Origin of the sequence: Actinomadura sp. 7K507, assembly GCF_004348425.1 — a bacterium.
Lineage (GTDB): Bacteria > Actinomycetota > Actinomycetes > Streptosporangiales > Streptosporangiaceae > Spirillospora.
On record NZ_SMKK01000102.1, the window covers coordinates 1 to 14,725 of the forward strand.

Annotated in this window: 8 protein-coding genes and 1 pseudogene; 8 read left to right on the forward strand and 1 reads right to left on the reverse strand. The window is 66.3% G+C overall.

What is annotated here, in order from left to right:
* The 5 genes and pseudogenes from E1285_RS23010 to E1285_RS47505 form a co-directional block, all read left to right on the forward strand.
* A partial coding sequence (locus E1285_RS23010) for a BTAD domain-containing putative transcriptional regulator (RefSeq protein WP_207946744.1) occupies positions 1-1,878 on the forward strand: 1,878 nt, incomplete at its 5' end.
* A gap of 1,145 nt (positions 1,879-3,023) precedes the next feature.
* The gene (locus E1285_RS23015) at positions 3,024-4,244 is read left to right on the forward strand and encodes a DNA cytosine methyltransferase (protein WP_132155372.1); all 1,221 of its coding nucleotides are present in this window, start codon (positions 3,024-3,026) and stop codon (positions 4,242-4,244) included.
* Between the two features lie 197 nt (positions 4,245-4,441).
* The gene (locus tag E1285_RS23020; RefSeq protein WP_132155374.1) at positions 4,442-8,641 is read left to right on the forward strand and encodes an AAA domain-containing protein; all 4,200 of its coding nucleotides are present in this window, start codon (positions 4,442-4,444) and stop codon (positions 8,639-8,641) included.
* Positions 8,642-9,130: 489 nt separating this feature from the next.
* A pseudogene (locus tag E1285_RS47500) lies at positions 9,131-9,733 on the forward strand (DNA cytosine methyltransferase); the annotation flags it as partial.
* A 501-nt stretch (positions 9,734-10,234) separates the two neighbouring features.
* Positions 10,235-10,384, forward strand: coding sequence for a hypothetical protein (locus E1285_RS47505; protein ID WP_243722992.1), 150 nt, complete (start codon positions 10,235-10,237; stop codon positions 10,382-10,384).
* Positions 10,385-10,450: 66 nt separating this feature from the next.
* Here the strand turns inward: E1285_RS47505 and E1285_RS23030 are convergent, their stop codons facing one another.
* Positions 10,451-11,788: an HNH endonuclease signature motif containing protein gene (locus E1285_RS23030; RefSeq protein ID WP_132155378.1), complete on the reverse strand. Its 1,338-nt coding sequence runs from the start codon at positions 11,786-11,788 to the stop codon at positions 10,451-10,453.
* Positions 11,789-13,075: 1,287 nt separating this feature from the next.
* Here E1285_RS23030 and E1285_RS48220 point away from each other — a divergent pair.
* From E1285_RS48220 to E1285_RS23040, 3 genes are all read left to right on the forward strand, one after another.
* Positions 13,076-13,207, forward strand: a complete 132-nt coding sequence (locus E1285_RS48220; RefSeq protein ID WP_279510086.1) for a hypothetical protein — start codon at positions 13,076-13,078, stop codon at positions 13,205-13,207.
* Positions 13,200-13,406 carry a helix-turn-helix domain-containing protein gene (locus E1285_RS23035; protein ID WP_243722988.1) on the forward strand — a complete coding sequence of 69 codons (207 nt, stop codon included), beginning with the start codon at positions 13,200-13,202 and terminating at the stop codon, positions 13,404-13,406. The genes E1285_RS48220 and E1285_RS23035 overlap by 8 nt, the downstream gene beginning before the upstream one ends.
* Before the next feature lie 102 nt (positions 13,407-13,508).
* Positions 13,509-14,630 (forward strand): tyrosine-type recombinase/integrase, encoded by a 1,122-nt coding sequence (locus E1285_RS23040; RefSeq protein WP_132155380.1) that lies wholly within the window; start codon positions 13,509-13,511, stop codon positions 14,628-14,630.
* The last annotated feature ends 95 nt before the right edge of the window (positions 14,631-14,725 follow it).

The window sequence follows — 14,725 nt, forward strand, 5'->3', positions numbered from 1 at the left end:
CCCCACGGCGGCGTCCACGCCCCGCCCACATCGACACCCCCGCCGGCGGCAACGGCGCCGTCATCACCCGACAAGCAGCCGAACACGCCCATCAGCGTGCGGCTACCCACGGGCGCGCTCGTCGGACTGAGCCTGGCCGCCGCCATCAGCATCGCCGTCGCCGCCGCGCGGCTGCGTCGACGCCGTCGCCGAGCCCCGGACCCCGATCACCTCGCAGTCGGCGAGCCCGAGCCTGCCTTACCCCCAGCGATCCGCATCCTGCGCAAAGCCCACCTGGACACCTACGCCGCCACCGGTCAGTCCCCACCCTCGGACGTGCAACTGGTCGACGCCGACTTCACCACCGAGGCGCCGACCCACCTCACGGTCGGCATCCGCGACGCTGAACAGCTCACCGTGGTCCTGTCCGGGCTGAGCGTGGGACTGGACGGCCCCGGCGCCACTGACGTCGCCCGCGCAATGGCAACCGAGCTACTCGCCGGCGCCCACCGCTCCCGGATCGAACTGGTGACCACGCGCCGCGCCGCCATGACGCTGTTCACCCCAGCCAACGACCACCCAGACCAACTCGCCAACACCCTTCCCGGCCTGGTCGTCACCCCCGACCTGGACACAGCGCTACGCCACTTGGAAACCGAGGTCGTGCACCGCGCCCGCATGATGAACGACTACGACGCACCCCACGTGACCGCGTTGCGCGCCGCCGACCCAGCCGAACATCTGCCGACCATCATGCTCATCGCCACAGCCCACGACGCCGAACACTCCACCCCGACCCTGAACGCCACCCTGCAACTCGCCGGACGCTACGGCATCGGAGGCGTCCTGCTCGGCGCATGGCCGGCAGGCACCACCTGCCGCATCGACACCGACGGCCAAGTCCTGGACGCCGAAGGCCCACACGCCGACACCTGGGCCAACGCGCGGCTCTTCCACCTGACCCCGGCCGATACCGCTGAACTACTCCAGACCATCCGTGCCGCCCGCGACACCGACGAAGCCGCGCCCGCGCCGCCAGCCGAGGACGCTGCACCGCCCCAGGATTCCGACGAACACCCGGCCAACACGCCAGCCACCCTCCAGTCGCCGGATATCAAGGACGCCCAGACGTCGCGCCCCGTACGCCTCCGCATCTTCGGGCCGGTCAGCGTCGAGACCACCGACGCCAAGATCACCACAGGCCTACGCCGCATCTCCCGCGACCTCCTGGCCTTCCTCGCCCTCCATCCCGAGGGCACCACCCGCGAGGAAGCCATCGACGCGATCTGGCAAGACCGCGACCTTCGCGGCGGAAGCACTATGTTCCACACCGCGATCAACAACACCCGGCAGACCCTGCGCAAGACCACCAGCCTGCGCGAGCCGATGTTCATCACCTACGCCGCCGGCCGCTACCACCTGGACCACAACCTCATCGACGTCGACCTCTGGCACTTCCTGCGCGCCCTGCAAACCGCCGCCAACGCCGCAAACGACCCCGACCGCGTCCCCGCCCTACGGCACATCGCCGACCTCTACACCGGTGAACTGGCCGACGACCTCACCTACGAATGGGCCGAACGCGAACGTGAACGCATCCGCCGCACCGCCATCGACGCCCTCGTCCGTCTGGCCAACATCCTCAAGACCGACCACCCCGACGACGCCCTGACCGTCCTCGAGCAGGCCTTCGAGCACGACCCCATCTCCGAACCCCTCGCCTGCGACCTCATGCGCCTGCAAGCCGACCTCGGAAACCTCGACGCCGTCCGCCGAACCCACCGACTCCTGGCCTACCGCCTCAACGACCTCGACATCGACCCCGACCCGGAAACCGACCGACTCCTAGCCGACCTGTTGCGCCGCGGCAAAAAGCCGCCGGGCATGCGGCCGACCTAGCTCAGGACCGGCGTCGCCCTCTCTGTCAGACAGCTACGACACAAGGGACGAAAGAGTTTCTCTTGTGTCAAACTGGATGAAACAGGACGAACGGCGCAGTGACGATGACCCTTGCTGGCCAGATCGCCATCATCACGCGGCAGGATGGTCGGGTGACCGACGAAACACGGCGACCAGCAGCCGGGCCAGCCCGCCCGGCCCAAGCGCCGCACGGGACACGGCCTGTGGTGGCTGGTGGAGCACCCGATACCACCCGGTGCATCCCCTCGGAGCGCCGCCACGCTGGCGGTCTGGCGGCACCGGATCAGATCCAGTGCCCCGATAAGAGCAAGGCGAGGTGGCCCAAGTCGCTGGTGGGCGGTGCAGTAGGCGTCGCCCTGTTCGACATCAAGCGCGCCCGCCGCGGTACCGGTGCCTGGGACGCTTGGGGCGCTGCCCCGCCGTTGTTGCCGAGGACGCCATCGCCGCCGGCGCACCCGGTTGCACGCCGCAGCATCCGTCGTTCCGGCTCTGGCCGCGGGCTGCCTCCACCGAAACGCCGGGTGCACTGACCCTCGACTACGTCGGTCCCCTGAGTTCGCCGTCACCCCTGCCTCCCGGTCATTCAACCGGGCCATCACAGGTCGCGGCAGGGCTGGTCCGCATCGTCTCCAGTTCAGCGGGAGGGCTGCGTCTTGGCGGAATCCATGTCCGCGATCGCCCGGACACGCAAGGCTGAGCGAATGCCCGATCCCATCACGCTCGTCGCCGGAGGAGCCGCCGCAGTCGGGCACCTGGCTGGGATGCACGGGGCGGAGCTTGTGACCCTTGCAGCGGCGCATTCACGTCGACCTTGGGCGTGGTCATCGCGGTGGCGAACATCGCTGCCGGACTCTTCTGCTCCACGCCCTGGCAAAGAAGCCCTAACCCCGTCCCGGGTCACTCTGAGGGTCAGCTGAGGCGGTCCCGGCCCATCCGGGCTGGCTGGCGATGTGGCCGCGCCGAGGTTATACGACAGCTGATGTGTTGGCATGAGCATCAGGTGGTCCGTTGACCTTGACAAACTCGCTCGGAACCGCTGAGCTCTACCGAGTGCAGATACGCTGGCGGGACGCATCACCTGTGCCGCCGGGTCCTCATAGGGCTCATTGGAAGGAGTCGACGGGGTGGAGGGCGAGCAGGTGGCGATGTCCGTTGGGGGAGTGCTTTCGCTTTTCACCGGCGCCGGGGGCCTCGATATCGGGCTGGAGGCAGCTGGCCTGCATACGATCGGCTGCATTGAGAAGGATCAAGACTGCCTGCGGACATTGGAGGCGAATCGGCCCGGGTGGAAGCTGCTCGACACAAGTGACATCATCGCTGCAGCCGCCAAGCTTCGACCACGTGATCTCGGGCTTAGGCGGCGGGAGCTAGACGTTCTGGCCGCGGGTCCGCCTTGCCAGCCGTTCTCGACGGCCGGGCAGTGGGCGCACACGGGCCGCCTGGGTATGCGCGATGATCGGGCGGTCACTATTATGGCGATGCTGGACATTGTTGAACGTTTCCTCCCGCGTGTGCTGGTGATCGAGAACGTTGCTGGCTTCCTACACGGGCAAGTGTCGGCTCGGCCGTATATCGAGGAGCGGCTGGCCGAGATCAACAAGGACAACAGGACGCGGTATCGCTTGACAGCGATAGTGGTTGATGCCGCCGACTATGGGGTGCCCCAGCACCGGCGCCGCATCATCGCAGTGGCCGCCCGCAACGGCCGAACTTTCCGGTACCCCGAGCCCACGCACACCGACCAGCTGGTTCGGGCCTGGGACGCGATCGGGGACCTCAATGAGGACGCTGTTCCAACAGCGCTGGGGTCCTGGGCCGACCTGCTGCCGAGCATCCCGGAGGGGGAAAACTACCAGTACCTGACCGTCCGTGGCGGTGGCGAGGAAATCTTCGGCTATCGGACTCGCTATTGGTCGTTCCTGCTCAAACTGGCAAAGGACCGTCCATCATGGACGCTGTCAGCCAGCCCTGGCCCGGCTTCGGGGCCGTTCCATTGGGACAACCGCCCCCTCACCGTCCGCGAGCGGATGCGTCTGCAGAGCTTCCCCGACGACTGGAACCTGATTGGCACCCGCAACCGCCAGGTTCGGCAGAGCGGCAACGCCACGCCACCACTGCTGGCCGAGGTTGTCGGCAGGGCCATCGTGTCCCAGTTGATCGACCGGGGACGGCGCTGGCAGACGCCCCCGATGCTGCTGCGCGAGCGTAGTTGCACCAGCGTTCCTCCAGCGACGGTGCCTGTACCAGTCCCGCCGCGCTACCGGCACATGATCGGCCCCAAGCAGGCCCATCTCGGCACCGGTCAAGGCCCCGCCCCACGCCCAGCGGCCGGACTTGCCCCCTAGGCGATCAGCCGCCGCCCCCGTTCTCAATGCAGCACCACGCGCACCCGGCCAGCGAGCAAGGGCGTGTCCCGGCCCGCCAAGTGAGGACCGTCGGTGACGCCCGCCGAGAGAGTCTGCCCGGATCCTGACAAACTATCTCCGGCTGTCAGTGCCTCGCGCCATTATGGGGGTCTAGGCCGATGTCTGCGGGGGCGCACATGCCGGAGGAAAGCACGGGGCCAGAGCGGCCGATCGTTCGCGTAAGCGAGATCGGAGAATTCGTCCGCTACCGGTCGTGCGAGCGACGCTTCAAGCTATCGATGGACAACCGGCGTGCCGCACGCCGACTTCCCTTCGCCGAGAGGCTGTTCAACACCCTGGATCCGGTCCTCCAGCAAGAGGGGCGCAAACGGGAGGACGGATGGGCCGCCTCGCTCGACGAAGCTGGCCTGCGGCACTTGGTCCAGACTGCCATGCCACCCGAGGGTGATGAGGACCCGCCGTCCTGGGCCGCCTTCGTCTCGGCGACTGCAACCCTCGGCCAAGGCGAGCGGGCCTATGCTCGCGAGGTCCGGCTCGAGACCGATCTCGGGGCTTTCCACGTCCAGGGGCGTGTCGGCTTCCTGCTCATCTTGTGGCGGGCGGGGCGCCCTGTCCTACGAGTCGTCGAGTGCAAGGCAAGCCGCCGAGACCGGACCTTCCAGCGCCTGCAGGCCGCCCTTTACCACGAACAACTTCACACCCTCCTCGCCGAGGCGCCACTGAACGTGGGCGGGTTCCTGCTGGGACCCGATGACGTCGAAGGTGTCGTAGCCCGGATCGATGAGGCCACCAACAAGAGCCAGGCCATCCTCGACCTACCCCCTCTCGACCTGGAGATGGAGGTCGCCGACGTTGCTCGGCTTCTCGCCAGCGACGGCCAACTCGCACGCATTCACAGCGTCACAGACCTGGACGCTCTGAGCTATCAGCTGGACGCGAAGTGCGATGGATGTGTGTTCGACGTCCACTGCCTTCCGGAGAGTGCTCGGCAACGCCGCCATGAACTTCTCGGGGTCGCGCCGGCAACCGCCCGGGCGTTGCGCCAAGCGGGCGTCCAAGACCTCGACGCGCTAGCCGCTCTGGACCTGAGCGGACCTGAAGCTTCTCGCCTCCGCGGCGACGATGCCTTCGAAGAGCATCTGCCCCGGCTGGCGGCGGCTGCTCGTGCTCGTCGCAAGACCCTCCCGGGCGGAGACGATGATCCGAACGCCTTCGAGGTGGCATCTCTCCCGCACTCCCCGAAAAGCCTGCTCCCAGAGCACGGTACAGACGGCCGCAGGCTGGTGCGCGTGTACCTATCAGTCGATTACGACTACACCGAGAACCGTGTCGGCGCCCTGACGGCGCACATCACCAATAGCGGCGGCCAGCTCCACACGGGATGGAAACAGGGGCCCGACGGTAGCCGACGGCCCAATTCCACGGTCACCGAACGCCTCAAGCTCGACGGGCAGCGGGACGCCGACGACCGACAGGCATACGAGGAGCGGCCGCTACGGGGAACGACGGTCGCGAAGATCGCCAGCTCGGAGTGGTCCGGCCGTTACGAAGAGGACACCGGCTTGGAGCGAGGGCTGCTGGAAAACTTCATCCGCGAACTCATCGACGCGATCGCGGACGTCGCTGACGACGACGAGGCCTCCATCCACTTCTACGTGTGGTCGCCCTCGGAGATGACTCAGCTCGTCGAAGCATGCTCACGCGCGAGTTCCCGGCTCCTTGGTGCCCTGCGCGAACTCCTAGGCTGCAGGGAGAGTTTGGAGCAGCTCATATACACCAGCCTCCAACAGGAGGTCCACCGCCGATACGCCCTCGGCTGGACCAGCGGCGGCCTCGTCGTCGCGGCCTCCTTGCGCTGGTTCGGCAACCGGTACCACTGGGTTCGCCGAGTAAGCGGCAAGGACATCCAACTCGACCGCGCACTGGAACAGGACATCTTCGACTTTAAGACCGATCTGGACATTCATCCGGACGGTAGTTGGGCGCGATCAGGGAAGGGTGTAAAGCACAAGTTCGAAATCCGCAGCCGCTGGCATGACTCCCTGACTGCTCCGTACTGGCGTGCCTACTGGCAGACGCTTCCGGACCCGGCCACAGAGCAGAAGGCCGACATTCGCAAGGCGATTGAGCGGTACAATCGTATCAACGAACCCCAGCGGCTTCGGGCATATCTGACAGCACGGGTCCACGCCCTACGGTGGATCGAAGAACGCTGTGCCTTCAAGAATGCTGATATTGTCAAACCGCCAATCTCTATCGGCGATATCCAGCGCTACAGCCTGGGTGTCGCGAACGCATCCGCGGCAGCCATCGACTTCTTGCGGCTTGACCACTGGGTTCGCGGCGCGCAGTGGCTATCCGACCACCTCGTCCCTCCCGCAGCGCGCGTCCCTACCGGTCGCACGCTCCCCTTGGCGGACGTTACCTTCGACGGCAAGATGCTACGAGCCCGTATCGACTGCGCAGGATTCGATATCGATCGGGCCGCCTTGGCCGTGCGTAGCCGCTACCGGGAGGGCGACTTCGTCCGGGTGGCACCGTGCGCCCCTGACCCTGACCGCGGGCAGTCGCCGAGCCAGTTGCTCAGTGCCATCTCCACGACCTGTTCCATCGAGAGCATCGACTGGAGCACCGGGGCAGTCGTGCTCGAGCCGATCCCTAGCTACGCGGAGGACCGTTACATCGTCCCCAGCGGTGTGCCGCGCGGGCCGGGAGCACGATTCGCCAACGCCACGCTCGACGAGAGCATCACCGATTTCGTCGCTGGACGTGTCGAGAGCCGATTGAGTTCCCGCGTTGGCGGGCACGTGGTCGCCTGGTTCGACCCAGAGCGGCCGACAATCCCATCTGCGCCAGAAGTCCCTCCTGTCCAGAGAACGCATGAAGAGGGTCTGCTGAGGACGCTGCCGCTGTCCAAGGGGGCGCTGGCCAACGATCAATGTACGGCGATCCTGGCCGGTCTTGAGACCACCGTGCAACTACTCCAAGGCCCGCCTGGGACGGGAAAGACGATGACCACCGCTGTCGCCGTGCTGACCCGCATCCGCCTCCAGCTTCCGCCCGGTGGGACGATCGTCTTGGTCGCGGCCAACACGCACACGGCTGTGGACAACCTACTGGAACGCATACAGGGCGTTGCCCCTATCTTTGCCGAGCACGTGCTCTCGGCAGGACTACCCATGCCCAACGTCAATGTTGCGAAGGTCGTCACGAGAGACCCCGACCCGTCCCCGACCAACGGCATCGAGCAGATCCTGGCCTCCTCCTCAGTAAGGAAGGTCAACAAGCACATCAAAGATGGTGTCCTCATCCTCGGTGGGACAACAGGAGCCCTGCTCAAGCTCTCCAAAGCCCTCACTAACGGCCTGCCCTGGAAGAATCTCCCTGAGGGCTTCCAAACCTCCCTCTTGGTCGTCGACGAGGCCAGCATGATGGTCTTCCCACATTTCCTCGCACTCGCGAGCCTCGTCGAGCAGAAGGGGAAGATCCTCCTCGCGGGTGACCACCGACAACTTTCTCCGATCCTGGCCCACGACTGGGAACGCGAAGACCGACCTCCAGCCATTCTCTATCAGCCGTTCACTAGCGCTTATGAGGCCATCCGAAGAATTGCGGGAAATGTAGCCGTCGGTGAGCGCAGTGTGAGTCAATCCGCCCTCAGTTATACGTTCCGATTGCCGCCGCTCATCGTCGAACTCATCAGCCGTCTCTACCGGCTCGACGAGATCGAACTCCAAGGGATCGCCCGGACCCTGCCACATGTATTGGAGCCGCACGCCTCCGCAGCGTCGTGGCTCGCAGATCCCCTGGCTGCGGCCTGGGCCGATGACAGCGGCCTTTTCCTCGTACTGCACGACGAACACGCATCCCGGCAAGCAAACGAGGTCGAGGCAGAGATCATCGAGTCGTTGCTTGCCAAGGCCCCGAGCCTCGATCCGGGCAGCATCGCTGTCATCACGCCGCATCGCGCCCAACGTGCGCTTCTGACAAGCCGGCTGAGCATCCATGCCGGACCAGCAGGTCCCGTGGACGTCATCGACACCGTTGAGCGCGTTCAAGGGGGTGAACGACCGATCGTTCTGGTCTCAGGCACCGCCAGCGACCCCTCCGCCATTGCAACAACCGCTGAATTCCTCCTCGACCTCAACCGGTCTAATGTCGCGTTCTCCCGCGCACAAGACAGGCTAATCGTGGTCTGCTCGCGAGGCCTGCTCGACCACGTCCCTGCGGATATCGAGCACTATCAAGGCGCGATGCTCTGGAAGTCCCTGCGTGCGCTCTGCTCGGAGATCGTCGCCACCGGCGAAATCGCTGGCCATCGCGTTCAAGTCCTGACTGTCCCCCTGCCATCTCCCAGTTCGACCGCCGGTCGGTAGTCGCTTATCCGTTAAATTGCTGCAGTGGGTGACAAGGCGGTGGGTCGACCGACGCCGACCTCGGCGGCAGCTACCCTTACCCTCAGAGTGTGAAGGTTTTGGAGGCCTGGGAACGCTTCAGCCGTTCTTGGTCTTCACCCCCGCCGTCCGTAAACTGCTTTACATCACCAACAGCATCGTTAGTTAGCTGGAGCCGTCTGGACTCTGTCGTGCTGCGACCGGCTCGCACTCACCCACCGGAGCCTCCAGGAGATCGCCGATACCGAGTCCTGGGCTGTTTACCACTAGTCCGAGACAAGTCCTAACAAAACTCCCTTGCGCGGCAGGAGGCGTGCCGTCGGGCCTGCCCAGCCGCCGCGCGGTAGTTGGTCTGGAGCGCCCAAAGGATGCCGGTCGGGTGCCCAAGCGCCTGCCCAAGAAATGCCTACGTCGCCAGGTTCACTGGCACACGTGCCGTCCCAAAGCGGGTGATGTGCAGAAGCACCCGTCATGCCCCACAACCCGAATCGCCTTCGTCGCCGCAACCGATCCTGTGGCGATCACCAGGATCAGCTCCGTCTGACCCCCACGGCCACCCCCGTCACACACCACCCAGTATTGGCCAACACCCGTTCCGGGCTGCCGAGGATCGGATCGTTGTGCACCGGCTACGGCGGTCTGGATCTCGGCGTAGCCGCCGCTTTCGGCGGCGGCCGGCTGGCATGGTGCGCCGACGACGATGCGCATGTGCGGAAGATCCTCGCCGCTCGATTCCCCGACGTACCGAACCTGGGCGACATCACCACCCTCGACTGGCACGCCGCCGAGCCGGTGGACGTGCTGACGGCGGGATTCCCCTGCCAGGACATCAGCGCCGCCGGACGACGACACGGAATCGAGAAGGGAGCACACAGCAGTGTCTGGTTCAACGTCATGGAGGCAGTTCGCGTCCTACGACCCGGTCTCCTCGTTGTGGAGAACGTCGCCGCGCTCCGTGCACGGGGGCTCTGCCGTGTACTCGGCGACCTGGCCGAAGCTGGGTATGACGCGGTCTGGTGCAGCCTACGAGCTGCGGATGTCGGCGCGCCGCACCGCCGCGAACGGGTCTTCGTTGCTGCCCACCCCGCAGGCGCGCGATGGCCATGGAGCGGTGAACCCGGACAGTCGCAGGGCTCGCGGCCAGCAGGTGAACCTGAACGACGTGGCCTGCCACCGGCTCCTTCCCACACCGCTGGTCCGCGACGGGAAAGGAGGCGCCAGCCGGACAGCGATGAGAAGGGGCAGTCCACTGCTGAGCGATGTGGCCCGAGCCCTGATGCCTTCGGTTCCCCGAGTCGACGACGTCTCCCCGGCATGTCGGTCACGGGCGTTGCTGCCGACGCCCAAGGCGACCGACGGGACGAAGGGCAGCCCGAACCAGCGCGGCTCCAAGGGCGACCTGACCCTCCCGTCAGCCGTGATACAGATCACCCAGCCACGGCCGGGACACCGCAGTGGGGACCGTACGAATCCGCCATCGACCGGTGGAGGCACATCCTCGGCCGGTCCGCCCCGCCGCCCACCGAACTCGGTCGCGGTGGCCGACCACGCCTGAGCCCCCGATTCGTCGAATGGATGATGGGCCTCCCCGACGGCTGGGTCACCGACCTGGGCCTGCCGCGCACCGCGCAACTCCGAGCCTTGGGCAACGGCGTCCTCCCTCAACAAGCCGCCCACGCCATGCGGATCCTGGAAGCCGTACATGACCTCGATCCCGACGCCTGAGACCGTTCGGGGGTGCGACGATCACGGCGGCGATCGATCGTCAGGTCAAGCACTCCGGCATGATCGTCAACGGTAGAGGTCGGCAACGTACCCGGCGAAGAGTTCGCTCAGTTCCTCGTGCCTGCTGCCTCTGGTCTTGCGAGCGTGACAGTTGGAGCACAACGCGATCATGTTGGAGATGTCGTCGATCCCGTGCTCGGCGAACCCGATGATGTGATCCACTTCGAGTAGTGGTTCGCCCTTGGGGGTGACGTCGTCCAGGTAGCCCGTGTCGTTGCACTTGGGGTTCTCGCATCGCGGCTGGCCGATCTTGCCCTTGCTGCGCTCGATGACGCGGGCGCGCATGACTGGATCTCGGACGGGCCGGTTGACCATGGTGCGGGCGTAGTCCGCGCGGTTGCGAAGCACGGGCTTGACGAGTTCGTCCAGGCCGGCTTGTGCGATTTGTTTCACACCGTCCAGTACCGCTCGGGCCCTGTGCTCGGCCGAAAGCGGGGAATCCGCCTCGCTGAGCATGGCGCCGACCTCTACGGGAAGAGGACGCCGCCGGAACGCGTCCCAGACCCGCTGGTGCAGCGATGCCCGCAGCCGCAGGCACTCCCACTGCGACCGGTCGAGGATGTCCAGGATGGGGCCGTGTTCGGCACGCATCACCCCGGCCGGCAGCGGCGCACCGGGCACACTTGTGTACTCGAGGTCGCAGTACAGCGTGGCGTATGTGCTTGCCCTGTTCAGGCAGATCACTCGCCGTCCGGCGATGGCGGGCAGAACTTTGCGGAAGAAGACCTCGTCGAAGGGACCTGCGTCTTCCATGGCCTCCCGGGTCAGTCCGTAGGCCGACAGCCTGCGGCCCGTGTACCGGCCCCATTGAGGATCCACCGGGGTGTTGACGACGAGCCGTCCGGTCATCGACATCACCACGATCTCGCACACGCAGGGTCGCAGCTCGAGTTCGCCCGCCGCAGCTTCCTTGAAGGTTCCGACGGTGTTGATGGTCAAGATGACGGCGCGGGGGTCCTGGAGGGTGTCGCGGGCCCAGGCGACCGAGCCGTGGTAGTCCGTGGTGACGTCCTCGTCGGTGGGCAGGTTGAGCTTGGGCCTGGCATCGTCGAACTTGTAAAGGGGTTGGCAGTCGTAGCTCATAAGCGATCGGCCCTCGTGCGGGACTTCCAGGCCACGCCGGATCAGAAACGCGTCCGGGGCGAGGAGGTTACGCGGACGCAGCTTGTCCGCATCCAATTCACTAACGGTCTTGAGTTTGTCCGGTCGCTCCCGCCACCGATTTACCGGGGCAACGCCGGCGAGGTCGGCGTCGGGCCATTCTGCAACCTTCAGGCCGAACACCGGCACGCCAAAACCCGCAGGAAAGCCCCACTCGGGGGTTGCTGGCAGAGAAAGCGACACCGCGCTCCTAAATGGTTAGTTCCACCCAAATCTTCCGTAAGGATAGTGACGACCTACGACAGCATGAGGGGCCGACACGCCACCCACTACCTCGATGTCGAGGTGGGGCGGTAGCGGCCTGACGTCTGTGGTGCCCGCGATCAACACCGGCAGGGCGATCCGACGGACCCGGTCTTCAAGATCGCGTAGCTCGTGGACCAGAGTGTGCCAGGTCTGGGTGTGGGGGCAGGATCGAGATCCGTGGCCACAGGCAGGTCTCGGTGACGCGTCCGACCGGGAGCCTTGCCGGGAAGTCGCCAACATGGATCGGATGGCCCAGTGGCTCTAGCACCTGGATGTCATCGGACGGCCGGTCGGGGGCCAGGGCGCCGACAAGGGTCGCCGCCACCGACGGCGTGCGGTGTTTGGAGTGGTTAGTTTCAGCCCGACCAGAATTCTGGCCATCCGCCGGTACAGGTCCTGACCGGGTTGCAGCACACTCACGGCACGCCGCGTCCCCGTCGTGGACCACTTCCGGAGCTTGTCGGCGGACAGCGTGCAGGGCATCTCCACGCTGCGGACCTTGCGCGCTCGTCAGAGGGATATCGACCCGATGACCGTGTTCCAGCAGCACGCTTGATCAGGTCATCGGCGTGCGGCCGACAGCGGCTGCGCAGATCTGATGAGTGCCCCCTGCAGGATTCGAACTTGCGCACACTGCTCCCCAGACGACCGGTCCTTACCCCAGGTGAGGCGGGGGTAGCCGGTGAACCGGAGGCGACGAGCAGACGCACCCACGCGCGCCTATGCACACTCCCGGGGCCCAATAGTGCTGGGCTGTGCGCTTATGGCCGTGCCTAGCCTTTGCCGATGGCACGCCTAAGCGAGTGCCTAAGAAGTGCCTAACTCGTGCGGTTAGCTGTGCGGCGTGCCGTCCGAGGAACGGGTGGACGCGCAGAAGCACCCGTCATGCCCCACACTCCTGAACATCCCCAAAACGCCTGCCCTCCCGGCGACCGCCCCCGGTCAAGACCCGGACCTCCCGTAGTCAGCGAGCCGGTTCCGATGTCGGCGTGTGCGCAGCGACCGGCTGCCTCCCAGCGCCGCGGCCGCTACCTGCCCGGTTCGACCGCGCACCCGGCCAAGATGTTGTCCGCCGTGGCTGCCATCGCCATTCCTACTTGCACCGGGCCCGGCGAGGTCGTGCTGGACCGATGTGCGGCCTTGGCATCCCCCTGGTTGAAGCCGCTTGCCTGGCACGCATCGCGGTCGGGATCGAACTCGAACCGGGCTGGGCCGCTCTGGCACGTGTCAACCTCGACGATGCCGCCGCGCAGGGCGCCGCTGGGCAGCGTCGCGGTCATCGCCGGCGACGTCCGCTACGTCCACATCCTGGTAACCGACTCGCACCTGGCCGGGCAGGTGGCGAGCGGTGAGTGACCGGGATCCGCTGCTGTACACCCCGTGGGAGGCTTCCGAGCTGCTGGGGGTCAAGGAGTCGTGGCTGCGTCGCAAAGCCGCGGCACGAGATGTGCCGTGCACTTTTGTCGGCAAGCACCTGCGGTTTTCCCGCGCTGACTTGGAAGCGATCGTCGCTGCTGGTGCGCGGCCCGCCCGGTGGCGGCCGTCCCGCCGCTGACCGGTCCCGACTTGAGGCCGGGCGGACAGCCGAGCGTCCATGGCCCCAACCGGGATCACCCACCCCGGCACCAAGCAGACACGCAGGCACGGGAGGCAACTCATGGCATGGGTAGAAAAACGCGGCCCCTGGTTCCGCGTCCGCTACCGCGACGCAGACGGAACCGTCCACACCAGCCCGGACAAACACCCCAGTAGAACGGCCGCCACCGAGGCAGCCGAGGAGATGGAAACCGACGTGCGGCGCGGTCAGTTCATCGACCCCAACACCGCGCGCACCAACCTGGCCGAGTGGGCTCAAACCTGGCGGCACTCCCACCCGGTGGCTCCCAGCACCCGCGCCAAGTACGACCACTACCTCGACGCCCACATCGTGCCCGCCTTCGGTGACGTTGGCCTGGACGCCATCCGGCGGATGGCGGTCAAGCAGTGGGCGCAGGAGTTGTCGGCACGGTATGCGCCGAGCACCGTCAGCGGGATCGTCACCCTGTTGTCGATCGTCCTGACCGAAGCCGTCGAAGAACGCATGATCGCTCACAACCCCATCCAGGGACTCAGACTCGGTCACCTGGCCTTCCACCATGACCGTGCGGGTAAGAGCCGCCCGGTCCCCACGGCCGAGCAGGTTGGGCGGATCTGTGAACGGGTCCGGCAGCGGGGCGGCCGGAACATGGAGATCATGGTGATCACTGCGGCGTGGACCGGGATGCGGTGGGGGGAACTGGCCGGGCTGGCCCGCGGCAACTGCCGCACTAGCGACGGATACATCCAGATCGACCCCGAGGTCGGGGCCCTGCATGAGGTCGGCGCTCAGTTGTGGCTGGGGCCGCCTAAAAGCCCGGCTGCCGCCCGCCGGATCGATCTGCCGCCCTTCCTGACTGAACTGCTGGAGGAGGCCATGTCCGGCCACGACCACGACCAGGTCTTCGTCGCCCCGCAAGGAGGATGGCTGCGCCGCTCCCATTTCGCCCGCCGCATCTGGCGTCCCGTCTGCGACGGAGCTCCTGGCCCATCGGGGGAGGACCCGCCGATTCTGACCGGGACGGTCTTCCATGGTCTGCGGCACCACCACAAGACCGTGCTGGACGAACTGGACCTGCCTGAAGTCATCAAACACGAACGGATGGGCCACAAGATGAAGGGCATCCAGGGCGTCTACAGCCATGTCACCGACGCCATGCGCAAGCGGGTGGTCACCCGGCTGCAACGTCGCTGGCGCGGCTGACCCCGACATAGTGACCAGCCCGATGCCACACTCTTGGGGCATCGGGCTTGGGCGCGCGTTCAGGGAAGCCGGGCCTCGGGGCGTCGCGGCTTGCA